Annotated in this window: 19 protein-coding genes; 13 read left to right on the top strand and 6 right to left on the bottom strand. The window is 39.2% G+C overall.

Translation table 11 applies throughout. From position 1 onward, the window contains the following. Nucleotides 1-20 precede the first annotated feature (20 nt). The 8 genes from rpmJ (at nt 21) to ABN256_RS18065 (ending at nt 4,086) form a co-directional block, all read left to right on the top strand. A complete protein-coding gene (gene rpmJ, locus ABN256_RS18100) occupies nt 21-137 on the top strand; it encodes a 50S ribosomal protein L36 (RefSeq protein ID WP_071788572.1) in 117 nt (38 codons plus the stop codon). Nucleotides 138-283: 146 nt separating this feature from the next. Beyond that, a complete protein-coding gene (gene rpsM, locus ABN256_RS18095) occupies nt 284-640 on the top strand; it encodes a 30S ribosomal protein S13 (RefSeq protein ID WP_036914623.1) in 357 nt (118 codons plus the stop codon). 16 nt (nt 641-656) lie between these two features. Then, the gene (rpsK, locus tag ABN256_RS18090) at nt 657-1,046 is read left to right on the top strand and encodes a 30S ribosomal protein S11 (RefSeq protein ID WP_002919257.1); all 390 of its coding nucleotides are present in this window, start codon (nt 657-659) and stop codon (nt 1,044-1,046) included. Between the two features lie 36 nt (nt 1,047-1,082). Continuing rightward, nucleotides 1,083-1,703 carry a 30S ribosomal protein S4 gene (gene rpsD / locus ABN256_RS18085; RefSeq protein ID WP_004246942.1) on the top strand — a complete coding sequence of 207 codons (621 nt, stop codon included), beginning with the start codon at nt 1,083-1,085 and terminating at the stop codon, nt 1,701-1,703. A gap of 25 nt (nt 1,704-1,728) precedes the next feature. Then, nucleotides 1,729-2,718, top strand: a complete 990-nt coding sequence (locus ABN256_RS18080; RefSeq protein ID WP_006535513.1) for a DNA-directed RNA polymerase subunit alpha — start codon at nt 1,729-1,731, stop codon at nt 2,716-2,718. Nucleotides 2,719-2,755: 37 nt separating this feature from the next. Continuing rightward, the gene (gene rplQ / locus ABN256_RS18075; RefSeq protein ID WP_004246940.1) at nt 2,756-3,142 is read left to right on the top strand and encodes a 50S ribosomal protein L17; all 387 of its coding nucleotides are present in this window, start codon (nt 2,756-2,758) and stop codon (nt 3,140-3,142) included. Between the two features lie 272 nt (nt 3,143-3,414). Next, on the top strand, nt 3,415-3,828 hold the full coding sequence (zntR, locus tag ABN256_RS18070; RefSeq protein WP_069368787.1) for a Zn(2+)-responsive transcriptional regulator: 414 nt from the start codon (nt 3,415-3,417) through the stop codon (nt 3,826-3,828). Between the two features lie 51 nt (nt 3,829-3,879). Then, entirely contained in the window at nt 3,880-4,086 is a 207-nt protein-coding gene (locus ABN256_RS18065; protein ID WP_072071080.1) for an alternative ribosome-rescue factor A, read from the top strand. 3 nt (nt 4,087-4,089) lie between these two features. Here the strand turns inward: ABN256_RS18065 and mscL are convergent, their stop codons facing one another. From mscL to def, 5 genes are all read right to left on the bottom strand, one after another. Beyond that, nucleotides 4,090-4,497 carry a large-conductance mechanosensitive channel protein MscL gene (mscL, locus tag ABN256_RS18060; RefSeq protein WP_023583476.1) on the bottom strand — a complete coding sequence of 136 codons (408 nt, stop codon included), beginning with the start codon at nt 4,495-4,497 and terminating at the stop codon, nt 4,090-4,092. Nucleotides 4,498-4,612: 115 nt separating this feature from the next. Further along, nucleotides 4,613-5,989 carry a Trk system potassium transporter TrkA gene (gene trkA / locus ABN256_RS18055; RefSeq protein ID WP_036933204.1) on the bottom strand — a complete coding sequence of 459 codons (1,377 nt, stop codon included), beginning with the start codon at nt 5,987-5,989 and terminating at the stop codon, nt 4,613-4,615. 112 nt (nt 5,990-6,101) lie between these two features. Further along, nucleotides 6,102-7,370, bottom strand: coding sequence for a 16S rRNA (cytosine(967)-C(5))-methyltransferase RsmB (gene rsmB, locus ABN256_RS18050; RefSeq protein ID WP_072071079.1), 1,269 nt, complete (start codon nt 7,368-7,370; stop codon nt 6,102-6,104). Nucleotides 7,371-7,466: 96 nt separating this feature from the next. After that, nucleotides 7,467-8,414 (bottom strand): methionyl-tRNA formyltransferase, encoded by a 948-nt coding sequence (gene fmt / locus ABN256_RS18045; protein WP_196554950.1) that lies wholly within the window; start codon nt 8,412-8,414, stop codon nt 7,467-7,469. A gap of 26 nt (nt 8,415-8,440) precedes the next feature. After that, the gene (gene def / locus ABN256_RS18040; protein ID WP_072071077.1) at nt 8,441-8,965 is read right to left on the bottom strand and encodes a peptide deformylase; all 525 of its coding nucleotides are present in this window, start codon (nt 8,963-8,965) and stop codon (nt 8,441-8,443) included. A 130-nt stretch (nt 8,966-9,095) separates the two neighbouring features. Between def and dprA the strand changes: the two genes are divergently transcribed. Genes dprA through ABN256_RS18015 form a run of 5 tightly spaced genes read left to right on the top strand, consistent with a single transcriptional unit; the run spans nt 9,096 to nt 12,465 of the window. After that, nucleotides 9,096-10,241: a DNA-processing protein DprA gene (gene dprA, locus ABN256_RS18035; RefSeq protein WP_349439852.1), complete on the top strand. Its 1,146-nt coding sequence runs from the start codon at nt 9,096-9,098 to the stop codon at nt 10,239-10,241. A gap of 17 nt (nt 10,242-10,258) precedes the next feature. Next, entirely contained in the window at nt 10,259-10,816 is a 558-nt protein-coding gene (locus ABN256_RS18030) for a DNA topoisomerase family protein (protein WP_072071075.1), read from the top strand. After that, nucleotides 10,809-11,378, top strand: coding sequence for an L-threonylcarbamoyladenylate synthase type 1 TsaC (tsaC, locus tag ABN256_RS18025; protein WP_340894666.1), 570 nt, complete (start codon nt 10,809-10,811; stop codon nt 11,376-11,378). The genes ABN256_RS18030 and tsaC overlap by 8 nt, the downstream gene beginning before the upstream one ends. 5 nt (nt 11,379-11,383) lie before the next feature. Continuing rightward, the gene (gene aroE / locus ABN256_RS18020; RefSeq protein WP_196554954.1) at nt 11,384-12,208 is read left to right on the top strand and encodes a shikimate dehydrogenase; all 825 of its coding nucleotides are present in this window, start codon (nt 11,384-11,386) and stop codon (nt 12,206-12,208) included. Then, nucleotides 12,205-12,465, top strand: a complete 261-nt coding sequence (locus ABN256_RS18015; protein WP_196554955.1) for a DUF1488 family protein — start codon at nt 12,205-12,207, stop codon at nt 12,463-12,465. Before aroE ends, ABN256_RS18015 begins: the two co-directional genes overlap by 4 nt. Here the strand turns inward: ABN256_RS18015 and ABN256_RS18010 are convergent. After that, entirely contained in the window at nt 12,441-13,004 is a 564-nt protein-coding gene (locus ABN256_RS18010) for a gamma carbonic anhydrase family protein (RefSeq protein WP_072071071.1), read from the bottom strand. The genes ABN256_RS18015 and ABN256_RS18010 overlap by 25 nt on opposite strands. Nucleotides 13,005-13,333 lie beyond the last annotated feature (329 nt).

Below are 13,333 nucleotides of genomic sequence, written 5' to 3'. Positions count from 1 at the left end.
AGAAGTTACGGAGAGTAAAAATGAAAGTTCGTGCTTCCGTCAAGAAAATGTGCCGTAACTGCAAAATTGTTAGACGTCACGGTCACGTGCGTGTAATTTGCAGCGTCGAGCCTAAGCATAAACAGCGTCAAGGCTAATTTATTGCATTTTTTTCTTGCAAAGTTCGGTTGAGCTGGCTAAATTAGCCAGCCCAATCTTTTATAATATATACAGTATTGTTTGAGTATCCTGAAAACGGGCTTTTCAGAATGGTACTGTATAACTGCTAATCTAGGAGTGCATAGTGGCCCGTATAGCAGGCATTAACATTCCTGATCATAAACATACCGTAATCGCATTAACTTCGATTTACGGTATCGGTAAGACCCGCTCACAGGCTATCTGTGTAGCTGCTGGTATTGCTGAAAATGTTAAGATCAGTGAGCTGTCTGAAGAGCAAATCGACAAGCTGCGTGACGAAGTTGCCAAATACGTTGTAGAAGGTGATCTGCGTCGTGAAGTTACCCTGAGCATCAAACGTCTGATGGATCTTGGTACTTACCGTGGTTTACGTCATCGTCGTGGTCTACCAGTTCGCGGTCAGCGTACTAAGACTAACGCACGTACCCGTAAGGGTCCGCGTAAGCCGATCAAGAAATAATCGGGGTATTTGAACAATGGCAAAAGCACCTATTCGTGCACGTAAGCGTGTAAGAAAACAAGTCTCTGACGGTGTGGCTCATATCCATGCTTCTTTCAACAACACAATCGTTACTATTACCGATCGTCAAGGTAACGCATTGGGTTGGGCTACTGCCGGTGGTTCCGGTTTCCGTGGTTCTCGTAAATCTACTCCGTTCGCGGCTCAGGTTGCAGCAGAACGTTGCGCTGAAGCTGTTAAAGAGTACGGAATTAAGAACTTGGAAGTTATGGTTAAAGGACCTGGTCCTGGTCGTGAGTCAACTATCCGTGCATTAAACGCGGCTGGTTTCCGCATCACTAATATTACTGATGTGACTCCGATTCCTCATAACGGTTGTCGTCCACCGAAAAAACGTCGCGTTTAATAACGTTTTCGTTTTTAGGAAAGTTGGAGAAAGAAAATGGCAAGATATTTGGGTCCTAAGCTCAAGCTGAGCCGCCGTGAAGGTACAGATTTATTTCTAAAATCTGGCGTTCGGGCGATTGACACCAAGTGTAAACTGGAACAAGCACCAGGTCAGCACGGCGCACGTAAACCGCGTCTTTCTGATTACGGTGTTCAGTTACGTGAAAAACAAAAAGTACGTCGTATTTACGGTGTTCTAGAACGTCAATTCCGTAACTACTACAAAGAAGCAACTCGTCTGAAAGGCAACACAGGTGAAAACCTGCTGACTCTGCTGGAAGGTCGTCTGGATAACGTTGTTTATCGTATGGGCTTTGGCGCAACTCGCGCAGAAGCACGTCAGATGGTTAGCCATAAAGCAATCATGGTAAATGGTCGCGTGGTTAACATTGCTTCTTATCAGGTTTCCCCGAATGACGTAGTCAGCGTTCGTGAAAAATCGAAAAAACAGTCTCGTATCAAGGCTGCTTTAGAGCTGGCTGAACAGCGTGAAAAGCCAACATGGCTGGAAGTTGATGCTGCTAAGATGGAAGGTGTGTTCAAACGTATTCCTGAACGTACTGACTTGTCTGCTGACATTAACGAGCACCTGATCGTCGAGCTTTACTCCAAGTAAGGCTTAGCACCAAAGAGAGGACACAATGCAGGGTTCTGTGACAGAGTTTCTAAAACCGCGCCTGGTTGATATCGAGCAAGTCAGTTCGACGCACGCCAAGGTGACCCTTGAGCCATTAGAGCGAGGCTTCGGCCATACTCTTGGTAACGCACTGCGCCGTATTCTGCTTTCGTCTATGCCGGGTTGTGCGGTAACAGAGGTTGAGATTGATGGTGTACTGCATGAGTACAGCACCAAAGAAGGTGTTCAGGAAGATATCCTAGAAATACTGCTCAACCTTAAGGGGTTGGCGGTAAAAGTTCATGGTAAAGATGAAGTTATTCTTACTTTGAGCAAATCTGGCATTGGCCCTGTTATTGCAGCCGATATCATCCATGACGGTGATGTCGAAATCGTCAAGCCGCAGCACGTTATCTGCCACCTTACAGACGAAAACGCATCTATTAACATGCGTATCAAAGTTCAGCGTGGTCGTGGTTATGTGCCGGCTTCTGCCCGAATTCATTCGGAAGAAGATGAGCGCCCTATCGGTCGCCTTTTAGTAGACGCGTGCTATAGCCCAGTTGAGCGTATTGCTTATAATGTGGAAGCGGCTCGTGTTGAACAGCGTACCGACTTGGATAAGCTGGTAATCGAGATGGAAACTAACGGTACTATCGATCCAGAAGAATCGATTCGCCGTGCAGCGACTATCCTGGCTGAACAGCTTGAAGCTTTTGTTGACTTACGTGATGTTCGTCAGCCAGAAGTTAAAGAAGAGAAGCCAGAATTCGATCCTATCTTACTGCGCCCAGTAGACGATCTTGAATTGACTGTCCGCTCTGCTAACTGTCTGAAGGCAGAAGCAATCCACTACATCGGTGATCTGGTACAGCGTACTGAAGTTGAATTACTTAAGACGCCTAACCTTGGTAAGAAATCTCTTACTGAGATTAAAGACGTACTGGCGTCGCGTGGTCTATCTCTGGGCATGCGCCTTGAGAATTGGCCACCTGCAAGTATCGCTGATGAATAAGATCACAGGTTAAGGTTTTACTGAGAAGGATAAGGTCATGCGCCATCGTAAGAGTGGTCGTCAATTGAACCGCAACAGCAGCCATCGTCAGGCTATGTTTCGTAACATGGCAGGTTCTTTAGTTCGTCATGAGATAATCAAGACAACTTTGCCTAAAGCGAAAGAACTGCGTCGCGTCGTTGAGCCGCTGATTACTCTTGCCAAGACCGACAGCGTAGCTAATCGTCGTCTGGCATTCGCCCGTACTCGTGATAACGAAGTCGTGGCAAAACTGTTTACAGTATTAGGTCCGCGTTTTGCGAGCCGTGCAGGTGGTTACACTCGTATTCTGAAGTGTGGCTTCCGTGCTGGTGACAACGCTCCAATGGCTTACATTGAGCTTGTTGACCGTGCTGATTCTGAAACAGAAGCAGCAGCTGAATAATTTAATTATTATTTAGTGAAGCGAATAAAAAGACCGGATTTTTTAATCCGGTTTTTTTATATCTATAGGAAAATGCTATTCACAGGAAATAAAGGTTTTTCTTTTTATATTTTATTTTTGCTTTTCTCTTTACCTTCTTTTGTGTTACATCATATTTATTTTCTGCTGTTTAATCATACTGCTATTTTGTAATATAAGCTTCGCACTATATTTCAATTCTATTTTTTTGTTATTTGCTATGCTTATTCATAATTAACAATGGAGGATGATCCATGTATCGTATTGGGCAGGTTGCAAAATTAGCTAATGTAACAACAGATACAATCCGGTTTTATGAAAAACAAGGATTAATGGATCATGATAGACGCACAGAAGGTGGTTATCGGCTATATACAGAGCAAGATCTCCAACGTTTACGTTTTATTCGTTATGCAAAAGAGCTGGGTTTTACATTAGATGCTATTACAGAGCTCCTTTCTATTCGTGTTGATCCTGCCCACCATACTTGTGTTGAATCAAAGCATATTGTTGATGCAAGACTAGCAGAAGTTGAAATTCGCTTGAAAGAAATGGAGCGAATGCGAGATTCATTAAAGATGTTGAGTAATGCGTGTTGTGGTAGTGCTCATGAGAGTACTTATTGTTCAATTCTAGAAATACTTGAATCTGGAGCTACAAAGCAATAATATCTGTACCGTATTATGCTTTTATGTTCTTTAACAATTTAAGAGGTTTTTATGTCTAGCAAATATCAGCACCAAAAAGGTGTTATTAAAGATAATGCTTTAGCAGCGTTGGTTCACGATCCTTTATTTAGACAACGTGTAGAAAAAAATAAGAAAGGGAAAGGTAGTTTTATGAGAAAAGCGAAACATAACAAGAAGGGTAACTGGGAGGCCAGTGATAACAAAAGATTCTTTCAATTGTTATCACTGGCCTTTTAGTTTTTATTTCTGCTGATTTTTTAATAAATCACGGATCTCTGTTAATAGAGTTTCTTCGGCTGATGGGGCAGGTGGTGCTTTCGGAGCTTCTTCTGCTTGGCGGCGTGTTTTGTTAATTAATTTAATCGCACAGAAAATAGCGAATGCAACAATAGCAAAGTCGAAAACAGTTTGAATAAACATACCGTAATTTAGTACAACGGCTGGAACATCGCCACTTGCATCTCTTAATACAAGGCTAAACTGTTTAAAATCAATACCACCAATTAATAGTCCTAGTGGTGGCATAATGATATCAGCAACCAGTGATGAAACAATCTTACCAAAAGCTGCACCAATGATGACACCGACAGCCATGTCAACAACATTGCCTTTCATTGCGAATTCACGAAACTCTTTGAAAAAAGACATATCCACCCCTTATTTATCTAAGTATAGATTTATTATGTAAAAATATAGTATCTAACATGATAATAGTAGACCATTATAAGTAACAATCACTATTATTCTTATTTCTAAGTAATTGTTATAAGAAAAATGGGCTAGGTTGGAAAAGTTTTTCAACTTCAGGGACATATTTTTTATCTGTGATAAACATAATTACATGGTCGCCCTGTTCTATAGAGTGGCTTGCATTTGCAATAATGACATCTTCATTTCTAACAATTGCCCCAATAATAGTACCTGGTGGCAGTTTGATATCTTGTATACGACGACCAACGACTTTTGATGTATTTTCATCACCGTGAGCCACAGCTTCAATTGCTTCAGCAACACCGCGGCGTAATGATGAAACACTGACAATATCCGCTTTGCGAACATGACCTAAAAGTGCAGAAATAGTTGCTTGCTGTGGTGAAATTGCAATATCAATAACACCACCTTGAACTAAATCAACATAAGCACTGCGCTGAATGAGGACCATTGCTTTTTTTGCCCCCATTCTTTTTGCTAACATAGCAGACATAATGTTAGCTTCATCATCATTAGTCAGCGCAATAAAAACATCGATTTGTTCTATGTGTTCTTCTGCAAGAAGCTCTTGGTCTGATGCATCACCATAAAAAACAATTGTGTCATGAAGAAGTTCAGCTAGTTCTGTTGCACGCTGTTGATTATGTTCAATAAGTTTGACGCTATAATCTTTTTCCAATCTTGCTGCTAAACCGGCCCCTACATTACCGCCACCTACAATCATAATGCGTTTATATGGTTTTTCTAATCGCTGTAATTCACTCATTACAGCGCGGATATGCTGAGATGCGACAACAAAAAAGACCTCATCTCCAGCTTCTATGATAGTGGAGCCTTGAGGCCGAATAGGTCTATCTTGACGAAAAATTGCAGCAACACGAGTATCAATATGTGGCATATGATCTCGTAATGTTGATAAAGCATTACCAACAAGAGACCCACCATAATAGGCTTTGACGGCAACGATACTGACTTGGCCTTCGGCAAAATTAACCACTTGTAATGCACCGGGGTATTGAATAAGTTTATAAATATAATCAATAACTAAATGTTCTGGTGATATTAAATAATCAATGGGAATCGCTTCTGGTAAAAATAGTTTATCTGCTTCTCGAACAAATTCTGAAGCACGTATACGTGCAACTTTATTTGGTGTATTAAACAAGGTATAGGCCACTTGGCACGCTATCATGTTGGTTTCGTCAGAATTGGTAACTGCAACCAACATATCAGCATCTTCTGCACCTGCTTCTCTTAAGATCCTTGGATGAGAGCCATGCCCATTAACTACTCGTAAATCGAATTTATCTTGAAGTTGGCGTAAACGATCTGCATTAGTATCAACGACAGTAATGTCATTATTCTCCCCGACAAGATTTTCAGCGAGAGTACCACCGACTTGACCAGCGCCTAAGATAATAATTTTCATCGTAATTTCTCAGAGTATTCGATTAACAAATAGAAAAGAAACGCAAGATCTTGATGATCTTGCGTTGAAATAGTAGCGTCTTTTAGATCCGATATCATCTTTTATCACAGGATCATATTTTTCTGATCAATGCATAAAAGAAACCATCGCCGCCTTCTTTTTCAGGTAAGCATTGATGTTGGTAATGGCATTGTGCATCTTTAGTTGATGTCAAAAATGCTTCAACTTGTTGCATGTTCTCTTCTGGAAGAATAGAACATGTAGCATAAACGAGTGTGCCACCAAATTTTAAGTATGGCCAAATAGCATGAAGAATTTCTTTTTGAATTTGAGCTAATTGCTCAATATCGTCATTACGACGAAGCCATTTGATATCAGGATGACGGCGAATAACTCCGGTTGCTGAGCATGGTGCATCAAGTAAAATGCGATCAAATTGCATACCTGCGCACCATTGTTCTGGATAACGTCCATCACCACTTTTGACGATTGCATTGAGTTTTAAACGAGTAAGATTCTCTTGTACTCGTTTCAAACGTTGTTCATCAATATCTACGGCTAAAACCTGAGCCTGAGGTGCTATTTCTAAAATATGAGTTGTTTTGCCCCCTGGCGCGGCACATAGATCGAGAATTTGTTCTTTATTTTCTGGTGCTAATAATTCAGCGCAACGTTGAGCAGAACGATCTTGAATTGTTACCCAACCATCTGCAAATCCGGGAAGAAGGTTAACGTTACACGGATTCTCTAAACGGATAGCAAAAGGGTGGCTATTATCAGCAATGCCTGAAATATTATTATCTGCCAATAATGCCAAATACTCTTCTCGTGAATGGTGTTGTTGATTAACACGTAACCACATAGGTGGTTTTTGGTTGTTGCCTTCAACAATACTCATCCATTGTTCAGGGTAAGCATGCTTGATACGAGCAAGTAACCATGATGGATGAAGAAAACGACTTTCACTATTTTGAAAACGTTCATTTAGGATATCTTGTTGGCGTTGAAACTGACGTAATACACCGTTAATTAATCCTTTTAACTGTGGTTTTTTTAATGCAACAGTACCATTTACTGTTTCTGCTAGAGCTGCATGGGCAGGAATACGCGTATAAAGAAGCTGATATAAACCCACCATAATGAGGTAGTGTAAAATACGCTGTTTACCTTTTAATGGTTTATCCATGAGTTGCTGAATAATCCATTCTAATTGTGGCAATGTGCGTAATACACCAAAGCAAATTTCTTGTAATAAAGCTTTATCTTTATCTGAAATATTTTTTTGAAGTTCGGGTATGACGGTGCTTAGAGATAAGCCTTGATCTAATACCTGATTGATTGCTTTTGCTGCAATGCTACGTAAGTTGTATGACGTTTTCATAATGAGTCAACGTTTAATATTGAGCGCCAGAGAGGTGTTACATTGGCGTGAAAAAAGGAAAACCCTGATAAGGATAAATATCAGGGTTTAGAATTATTATTGAATGATTTTCCCAGGAGTGAACCAATCTCGCTTGGAGTTTAGTAAATCAGCAGAAGCCATAGGCTTTTTACCTGAAGGCTGTAATTCAGTGATATTTAGAATGCCGTTACCTGTCGCAATATAAATACCTGTTTTATCTGCTTTTAATAAAGTTCCTACAGGTTGATTTGTATCATCTGCAATAACGTGTGCCTTCCATACTTTTACCGGCTGTTCGTCTAGCATGAAAAAGCTCATTGGCCATGGATTGAAGGCTCTTATACAGCGCTCTATTTGTTCAGCCGATAATGACCAATCAATTTTTGCTTCTTCTTTAGATAATTTTTGTGCGTAATTCGCTAAACTATCATCTTGTTTTTCGGCTTTTATTTTACCAGTTGTAATCAGATCTAGTGTAGTCGTTAGAGCTTTAGGGCCGAGTTCTGCTAGTTTTTCATAAAGTGACGCACTGGTGTCTTCATTTGTAATTGGACATGATGCTTTATACAGCATATCGCCTGTATCTAAGCCAACATCCATCTGCATAATTGTGACACCTGTTTCTTTATCACCCGCCCATAAAGAGCGTTGAATCGGTGCGGCACCTCGCCATTTAGGAAGGAGAGAACCATGTACATTTAGACAACCTAAACGAGGGATTTCAAGAACAGCTTTAGGTAAGATCATCCCATAAGCCACAACAATCATAATGTCAGCTTGTTGTTCTACAATCCATTCATGGTTCTCTTCTGGTTTTAAAGAAGCAGGTTGATAAACAGGAATATCATGAGTTAACGCCAGTTCTTTAACTGGGCTAATAGTCAGTTTCTTACCTCTTCCTGCGGGTTTATCTGGAGGAGTCATAACTCCCACCACACGATGTTGGGTTGATAACAATGCAGCTAAATGTCGAGCCGCAAAATCGGGTGTTCCCGCAAAAATAATACGTAATGAATCAGACACGTTTTCTTCCTGTTTCAATTTAACTGTTACTGTCCTGCTTTAGCTCTTTTTTTATCTAGCTTATCGAGTTTCTCAACTTTTTGACGGATACGTTGGCGTTTTAATGGAGATAAATAATCTACAAATAGTTTACCAACTAAATGATCCATTTCATGTTGAATGCAGATAGCTAATAAGTCATCAGCTTCTAACTCAAAGGGCTGGCCATTGTAATCAAGGGCTTTTACTTTTACGTGCTCAGCACGAGGAATAAAAGCGCGTTGTTCTGGGATAGATAAACAGCCTTCTTCTATACCGGTATCGCCTTCGGCATCAAGAAGTTCAGGGTTTATTAATACCAGTCTTTGATCTCTTGTTTCAGAGATATCAATGACGATAATGCGCTGGTGGATATCCACTTGTGTCGCAGCTAAGCCAATACCTTCTTCTAAATACATCGTTTCAAACATATCATCTATGATTCTTTGAATTTCGGCATCAACTTTTTCGACTGGCTTTGCAATCGTGCGAAGGCGCTCGTCTGGATAATGTAATACGTGTAACACTGCCATAATTTATTCGGACTGTTTCTAAAATGTGAATAGGATTTAACGTCTATTCTAGACATTTATTATCTAGATTGACAGTATTTGGTGTGTTTAGCACTCATCCTGTTTGCTAAAAACAACATTAGGATAATGCATGGATGCCAGAGAAATATGGATAAGACTTAATGCTGTTTCAAGATTACCGATTAATAAAGCAATTCAAATTGCAAAGTATTTACAATCAGTCACACAACTAAATGATAGACAATTGAAAAGTTGTGGCTTGTCAGAACAGCAATGTCATCAATTTTTAAGACTTCATGCAGATGCTGTCAACAATACATTAAAGTGGTTAGATAAAAATGAATCATCATTATTAACTATTACAGATTCAGATTACCCGCCTCTATTAAAGCAAATATCATCACCGCCACTTTTGCTTTTTGTTGCAGGAAATCGAAAACATTTAATAAGCACACAAATTGCATTAATAGGTAGTAGAAATGCAACAGCATACGGCAATAAATGGGCAACTTACTTCGCACAAGAATTAGTAAAGAAAGAATTCACTATTACGAGTGGGTTAGCTCAAGGTATTGATGGAATAGGGCATCGAAGTGCACTAAAGAATAATGGTGTCACTATTGCTGTACTTGGAAGTGGTTTAGAACATATTTACCCCTCATTCCATCGTACCCTTGCAACACAAATAAAAGAGTCTGGCCTTCTAATTTCTGAATATTTACCAATGACTCCGCCTTTAGCTCGTCATTTTCCTCAACGTAATCGAATTATTAGTGGGTTAAGTGCTACATTACTCATTATTGAAGCAGGGATTAAAAGTGGTTCTTTGATTACTGCCAACTATGCATTGCAACAAGGCAAGGAATTATTTGTTTTACCTGGATTATTAGGGGATATTCATTTTGAAGGAAATCATCAACTTATTAAGCAAGGTGCAAATTTAGCATCTTCACCAGATGATATTTTAGAATATTTAAATAGTTCATTGCAGTGGCTTACTAATGATTATGAACCTTCACAAGAGTCGATAACCGAAAAGTTTATACAGATCCCTGATAATAAAAAAAAGGATCTTCAAAGAGAGCCATTGACACCAAATCAACAACAATCAATTGATATGATATTACCTTTTCTACGTTTTAATGAAATAGTGCCCATTGATATTATTGCTCATGAAAGTGGATTATCAACATCTGAATTAGCTCCTCTTTTATTAGAACTTGAGCTTATAGAAAAAATCGTTATTGTGGCTGGTGGCTATACTCGATTGGAATAAGTGTATGAGGTAAAACAATGGCAAAAAATATGCCGTTTACACAGCAACCTAAACAGGAAAAATGCCCTGAGTGTGGTAGTGAATTGGTCATGAAAAATGGTGGTCATGGCCCTTTTCTAGGATGTTCTGCTTATCCTGAATGCCATTATATAAAAACATTAAAACCGCAAGGTGATGGCCAAATTATAAAAGTGCTAGAAGGGCAACCTTGCCAATGTTGTGGCGCTGATTTAGTGTTGCGTCAGGGTAAATTTGGAATGTTTATTGGTTGCAGTAATTATCCAGAATGTGAACACATAGAGCAAATTGATAAACCAGATGAAACTATCATTCCTTGCCCTCAATGTAAAAAAGGAAAACTGTTACAACGTAAGTCTCGGTTTGGTAAGATATTTTATGCTTGTAACCAATACCCAGAATGTCAATTTGTGTTAAATAATAAACCTGTTAATGGTGAGTGTGAGTATTGTCATTATCTATTATTGATGGAAAAAAGGTCTTCTCAGGGAGTAAGATTAGTGTGCGCCAGCAAATTATGTGGGAAGCCGCAAACAAAAAGAGAAGAACATGAATAACGAAGCATCACCTGTAAACAACACTATTATAGAAGCACTACAAAATAATAAAGTTATCGCATATCCAACAGAAGCTGTATTCGGGGTTGGCTGTGATCCTGATAGTGAACACGCTGTTATGGACTTATTAGCATTAAAACAACGTTCAATTGAAAAAGGATTAATTTTAATTGCTGATAATTATGAGCAACTAAAACCTTACATTGATGATAGTGCATTAACACATATTCAACGAGATAGGATGTTTGCCTCTTGGCCTGGGCCGGTTACATGGGTCATTCCCGCCAAGTCGACGACACCAAAGTGGTTAACTGGAAAATTTTCTTCTTTGGCGGTGAGAGTAACTGACCATGCGATTGTCAAAGAGTTATGTTTAACTTATGGGAAACCTTTAGTTTCGACTAGCGCTAATTTAAGTGGGTTGCCACCATGTCGTACGGTTGAAGAAGTAAGAGAACAATTTCAGGATATAATTCCTATTGTTGAAGGAGATGTTGGCGGTAGACAAAATCCTTCTGAAATTCGAGATGCATTAACGGGTGAACTATATCGACAAGGGTGATTTTGATGGAAAAATATTTAGTGATGGGAAATCCTGTCGAACATAGCCAATCACCTTTCATTCATCAGTTTTTTTCAAAACAAACTGGAATAGAGTATGGCTATGGGCGTTTACTTGTTCCTTTGAATGAATTTGATAAAACAGCGTCTCAGTTTTTTGCTAATGGGGGACGGGGTGCTAATGTTACCGTCCCTTTTAAAGAAGATGCTTTTCGTTTTGTTGATAAATTGACAGATAGAGCAAAGGGATGTGGTGCGGTTAACTCTATTGTTAAACTGGATGATGGTACTCTTCTTGGTGATAATACCGATGGACAAGGGCTTATTTTGGATTTAGCCAGACTTGATTTTATTGTGCCTGGTAAAGTTGGATCTGTTTTGGTGATTGGCGCTGGTGGTGCAACAAGAGGAATATTGCTTCCATTACTTGATTATGATTGTGATATTACCTTGACCAATCGTACATTCGCCAAAGCTGAGCAACTGGTAAAAGAATTTGGTCAATTTGGTACAATTCGAGCGATAGCCCCCGAAAATGTTGCTGATAGACATTATGATTTAATCATAAATGCATCTGCGTCTAGTATGATTAATGATTTACCACCTATCCCTAATGATGTGTATAGTTTTGAAACAGCTTGCTACGATCTTTATTATCAAGCAGGAATGACATCATTTTTATACAACGCATTAAAACATGGAAGTACACGTTTATCTGATGGATTAGGTATGCTTGTAGGGCAAGCGGCCTATGCATTTGAACTATGGTATGAGTATGTACCAGATATTAATCCTGTTTTAACTGTATTAAGAGAAAAATTGAATCAATGAACCAGTCTATTCAATTTCCAGATCGCGAAATATGGCTAGCTGAGAGTAATAGTGTTCTGTTTCCTGTTATGATCAATGGAATGCTTTTTAATTGTCAAATCACCGAGCAAGAGCTTATTGAGCGTTTTGGTGTTGGAGACGGAATTTTATTATTTAAACGAAATCGTTGGGACATTGAAGAAGAATTTGAAGAGCTGATCACCGAATATGAGTTATCAACTCTTCATCCTATTTATTCTTTATCAATGGCTGATTGATAAGTATCTAAATAATTATTTTTCCACCCGACATAATTATTAGCAGAATAGATAAAGTGTTCTATCTCTTCTGATGAGAGTGGACGGATCTTTTTAACTGGGCTTCCTAAGTAAAGAAAACCACTCTCAAGCCGTTTTCCTGGTGGAACTAAACTACCAGCACCAATCATGACATCATCTTCAATAATTGCACCATCGAGTAAAATAGATCCCATCCCAACTAACACTCGATTACCTATTGTGCATCCGTGTAACATTACTTTATGTCCAACAGTAACATTATCACCAATAATAAGAGGAAAACCTTCGGGATCATTGTGAGAAATATGAGTGACATGAAGAACGGAACCATCTTGGATATTTGATCTTTCACCAATACTTATGTAATTCACATCCCCTCGAATAACCACCATCGGCCAGATACTGACATCTTTATTAATGCGTACATCGCCAATAACTGTTGCGGTCTCATCGATAAAAACATCTTTACCAATAGAAGGTGAAAGGTTTAAGTAGTTCCGAATTGCTGATTTCCCCATAATTTTGCCTCGTACTTGATTTTGCTTTGTATATAAGAAAAGCATAGCAGTGGATGGGGGGAGTTGACGAGAGAATGATCCCTACTATTCGTTACTATGGGGATCGAAAATACGGTAATAAAAGTAGAAGCAGAGCAATTAAGCATGATTGATAGAATATACCGAATAGACAATAAAAAGATAAGGCGTATATTTTTTGTACGCAAAAGGTGTTTTTAGTATCAAAAATAGACGCAAAGTTCAAAAAGAGAACGAACAGAAAAAAAATTGAAATAAACACTTGCGCTAATCCGAGATCTCCCTATAATGCGCATCCACTGACCGGCGAT

Source organism: Proteus sp. fly-1008 (assembly GCF_040140305.1).
Classification (GTDB): domain Bacteria; phylum Pseudomonadota; class Gammaproteobacteria; order Enterobacterales; family Enterobacteriaceae; genus Proteus; species Proteus vulgaris_B.
This window is presented reverse-complemented; position numbering and strand designations above follow the sequence as displayed.

What these genes read in the sequence shown, in the direction of transcription:
- rpsD (WP_004246942.1), top strand. Translation starts at nt 1,083, where the DNA reads ATGGCAAGATATTTGGGTCCTAAGCTCAAGCTGAGCCGCCGTGAAGGT.
- ABN256_RS18030 (WP_072071075.1), top strand. Translation starts at nt 10,259, where the DNA reads ATGGCAAAAAATATGCCGTTTACACAGCAACCTAAACAGGAAAAATGC.
- rpmJ (WP_071788572.1), top strand. Translation starts at nt 21, where the DNA reads ATGAAAGTTCGTGCTTCCGTCAAGAAAATGTGCCGTAACTGCAAAATT.
- ABN256_RS18065 (WP_072071080.1), top strand. Translation starts at nt 3,880, where the DNA reads ATGTCTAGCAAATATCAGCACCAAAAAGGTGTTATTAAAGATAATGCT.
- def (WP_072071077.1), bottom strand. Translation starts at nt 8,965, where the DNA reads ATGGCAGTGTTACACGTATTACATTATCCAGACGAGCGCCTTCGCACG.
- rpsK (WP_002919257.1), top strand. Translation starts at nt 657, where the DNA reads ATGGCAAAAGCACCTATTCGTGCACGTAAGCGTGTAAGAAAACAAGTC.
- tsaC (WP_340894666.1), top strand. Translation starts at nt 10,809, where the DNA reads ATGAATAACGAAGCATCACCTGTAAACAACACTATTATAGAAGCACTA.
- mscL (WP_023583476.1), bottom strand. Translation starts at nt 4,497, where the DNA reads ATGTCTTTTTTCAAAGAGTTTCGTGAATTCGCAATGAAAGGCAATGTT.
- rplQ (WP_004246940.1), top strand. Translation starts at nt 2,756, where the DNA reads ATGCGCCATCGTAAGAGTGGTCGTCAATTGAACCGCAACAGCAGCCAT.
- zntR (WP_069368787.1), top strand. Translation starts at nt 3,415, where the DNA reads ATGTATCGTATTGGGCAGGTTGCAAAATTAGCTAATGTAACAACAGAT.
- ABN256_RS18080 (WP_006535513.1), top strand. Translation starts at nt 1,729, where the DNA reads ATGCAGGGTTCTGTGACAGAGTTTCTAAAACCGCGCCTGGTTGATATC.
- ABN256_RS18015 (WP_196554955.1), top strand. Translation starts at nt 12,205, where the DNA reads ATGAACCAGTCTATTCAATTTCCAGATCGCGAAATATGGCTAGCTGAG.
- aroE (WP_196554954.1), top strand. Translation starts at nt 11,384, where the DNA reads ATGGAAAAATATTTAGTGATGGGAAATCCTGTCGAACATAGCCAATCA.
- dprA (WP_349439852.1), top strand. Translation starts at nt 9,096, where the DNA reads ATGGATGCCAGAGAAATATGGATAAGACTTAATGCTGTTTCAAGATTA.
- ABN256_RS18010 (WP_072071071.1), bottom strand. Translation starts at nt 13,004, where the DNA reads ATGGGGAAATCAGCAATTCGGAACTACTTAAACCTTTCACCTTCTATT.
- rsmB (WP_072071079.1), bottom strand. Translation starts at nt 7,370, where the DNA reads ATGAAAACGTCATACAACTTACGTAGCATTGCAGCAAAAGCAATCAAT.
- trkA (WP_036933204.1), bottom strand. Translation starts at nt 5,989, where the DNA reads ATGAAAATTATTATCTTAGGCGCTGGTCAAGTCGGTGGTACTCTCGCT.